The 3,164-nt window shown below is 54.8% G+C and carries 2 protein-coding genes; one reads left to right on the top strand and one right to left on the bottom strand.

Going from position 1 to position 3,164, the window contains the following annotated elements; all coding sequences use genetic code 11:
* Window positions 1-2,767 (top strand): hybrid sensor histidine kinase/response regulator (locus ACP5D4_RS07925; protein ID WP_428011091.1); only part of this gene is annotated, 2,767 nt, incomplete at its 5' end.
* A 93-nt stretch (window positions 2,768-2,860) separates the two neighbouring features.
* Here ACP5D4_RS07925 and ACP5D4_RS07920 read toward each other — a convergent pair.
* A complete protein-coding gene (locus tag ACP5D4_RS07920) occupies window positions 2,861-3,067 on the bottom strand; it encodes a hypothetical protein (protein WP_428011090.1) in 207 nt (68 codons plus the stop codon).
* Window positions 3,068-3,164: the final 97 nt, after the last annotated feature.

The following is a 3,164-nucleotide window of genomic DNA, read 5'->3' as shown; positions in this document are numbered from 1 at the left end:
TGAAGAATTTAACTTGGATTTCGATTTAGAAGAATCAGAAGAAGCCGAAGCCCAAGCTGAAGAATTTGATTTGGATTTTGACTTGGAGGACACTCAAGAAGAAGCCCAAGCTGAAGAATTTAACTTGGATTTCGATTTAGAAGAATCAGAAGAAGCCGAAGCCCAAACTGAAGAATTTAACTTGGATTTCGACTTAGAAGAATCAGAAGAAACCGCTAAAAGTGATGCCGAAATCGGGGAGTTCGACCTAGATTTCGACTTAGAAGAAACCGAAGACATCGCCGAAGATAACGCAGGAGTCGAAACAGAAAGCTTCGACCTCGACTTCGAGTTAGACGAAGCCGAAAGCGAAACCGACGAATTCGATTTACTGACCGAACCCTCTGAAGACATGGAAGAACTGTCTTTAGACGATCTGCTCGGCGAAAACGCCACGGCGAATCTAACCCTCGAAAGCGACGAGAGCTTCGATTTAGACGCCTTACTCGAAGAAAGCGACGAAGTCCTCAGTCACGACCTCGAAGAAGAGAGCGAAGACGTGGCAGAATTTCCCGAACTTGCCGTTTTATTGAGTACCGAGCCGGAATTTTGGGGAGACAACGGTTTCGACGCCCTCGAAGCCTATCTCGATCGCCCCCTCGCTCCCCAAGCGGCGACGCCCCAGCCCGCCGAGTCCGCATCCGCCGAGAAAACATCCGAAGACGAGTTTGCCGACCTCAACAAACTCCTCTTAGACATGGAGCCGTCGTCGCCGTCTCCGACGACTCCCAAACCGACGCGATCGACCCCGAAACGCCAGCGTTCGATCGTCGAACAGACGATGCGGGTTCCCATCAAACAGTTGGACAACCTCAGTAACCTCGTGGGGGAACTGGTGGTCAACCGCAACAGCCTCGAACAAGACCAAGAACGGCTGCGACAGTTCCTCGACAACCTGTTACACCAAGTCAGCCAACTGACGGAAGTGGGACAGCGAATGCAAGACCTCTACGAGCGTACCCTGTTGGAAATGGCACTGTTAGCCAGTCGCCAGAACCGCAAACTCGCCGCCGCCCAAGCTCACGCCCAAGCCCAACACCACGAAGACGGCGAATACGACGCCCTGGAAATGGACCGCTTTACCTCCTTCCACGAACATGCTCAAGAGATTATCGAGTTAGTGGTTCGGGTTCGCGAGTCGGCGTCGGATATCGAGTTCTTAGTCGATGAAAACGACCAGGTGACGCGGCAACTGCGGCAAATTACCAACCAGCTTCGGGAAGACTTGACCCGTTCTCGTATGGTGCCGTTTTCTCAAGCTGCCGACCGCTTGCCTCGAGGCGTGCGCGATAACTCCCTCAAATTCGGAAAAGAAGTCGATTTGCAAATCGAGGGTCGCGAGACTTCCATCGATCGCATGATTCTCGAGCATCTGTACGACCCCTTAACTCACCTGGTCAACAACGCCATCGCCCACGGTATCGAATCCCCTGAGGAACGCCAAGCCAAGGGCAAACCGCCCACCGGAAAAATCACCGTCAGCAGCTTCCACCAAGGCAACCAAACCATTATCTCGATTGCCGACGACGGGGCGGGAATCGATGTCGATCGCGTCAAAGCTAAAGCCATCCAAAAAGGACTGATTACCCAAGAACAAGCTCGGGTCATGAACGACCTAGAAGTCTACGACCTGCTGTTTTTACCCGGTTTCAGTACCAAGGACAAAGCCGACGACCTCTCCGGTCGTGGTGTGGGGATGGACGTGGTGAAAACCAAACTCAACGAAATTCGCGGCGTCATCAACACTGACTCGAAACCCAACAAAGGTACTACCTTTACCATTCGCCTACCCCTGACCCTGAGTATCTCGAAAGCCCTCTGCTGCATCAGCGACCACGCACCGATCGCCTTTCCGATGGACGGGGTGGGCGAAGTGCTGGATAACTGGCCCATCGATCGCATCGTGCGCGAACCTGACGGACGCTCCTTCGTACAGTGGCGCGATCGAAAAGTGCCATACCAACCCCTGCGCGACCTGTTTACCTACAACCGCATCTCGCGGCGATCGCAGGTCTACGGTTCCAACTCCGAAGAAGACACCATTTCCGTGGTCGTCCTCCACTCCGCAGGCAGTTACCTCGCCATCTCCGTCGACCAAATCGTCGGCGAACAGGAAATCGTGATCAAACAGCTCGAAGGGCCGGTTCCCAAACCCACCGGAATTACCGGGGCGACGGTCATGGGGGACGGACGCATCGTTCCCATCGCCGACGTCCTCGAACTCATCGACCTGTCCATGGGTCGCGTCCGTCACGACTCTGGAACCCTGCTTTGGGAAGACCGTACCCCCATCGAAACCGTCGAACCGCAACTCGACAAGAGCGAACCGATGGTTCTCATTGTGGACGACTCGATTACGGTGCGCGAGTTGCTGTCGATGACCTTCAAAAAATCCGGCTATCGTGTCGAACAGGCTCGCGACGGTCAGGAAGCCTGGGACAAACTGCGATCGGGTTTACCCTGCGAGTTGGTGTTCTGCGATATGGAAATGCCCCGCATGAACGGGATGGAGTTGCTGGAGAAAATGCACAACGACGATCGACTCCACGATTTACCCATCGCCATGCTCACCTCTCGCACCGCCGAGAAAATGAAACGTCGCGCCGCCGAATTGGGAGCGCGGGGTTACTTCACCAAACCCTACCTCGAAGAAGTCCTCCTCGATGCTGCCCAACGGATGCTCGACGGCGAGGTGTTGATGTCCTCGGAGGCAACGCAGGAAGCGTGATGAGGGGACGATCGGGTGATGGGATGATGAGGAATCGGTGCGTGACGATTTCTCGGTTTCAGGTTCGACACCGGATTTTTCAAGTCACGCATCCTACGCGGACACTGGGGCGATCGATTTCTCGAACTGCTCTAACGCCTGCTGTGCGGTTTGTAAGTTGTAGGGAAACGGTAGGTTGAGGGGGCGGTAGTCTTTCTCGCAGGGGTCGCCGTGGCGCAGCACGGCGTTTACCAGTACGCAGGGGTCTTGACTGAGGTTGATGGCGCCGTGGGGAATGCTGGGGGGGATTTTAACCACCATCGGCTTGTGTTGGCTCAGGGGAATTTGACATCCTCTCCCGCAGGGAGATTCCTTGGGTCGCCCCAAAGATTTCCTGCTTCACAGCCAGCCAACTAGA

Source organism: Baaleninema sp., assembly GCF_049974805.1.
Lineage (GTDB): Bacteria > Cyanobacteriota > Cyanobacteriia > Cyanobacteriales > Geitlerinemataceae > Baaleninema.
Note: the sequence above shows the minus strand (reverse complement) of the source record. Positions and strands in the feature narration are given on the sequence as shown.

What these genes read in the sequence shown, in the direction of transcription:
- ACP5D4_RS07920 (WP_428011090.1), bottom strand. Translation starts at nt 3,067, where the DNA reads ATGGTGGTTAAAATCCCCCCCAGCATTCCCCACGGCGCCATCAACCTC.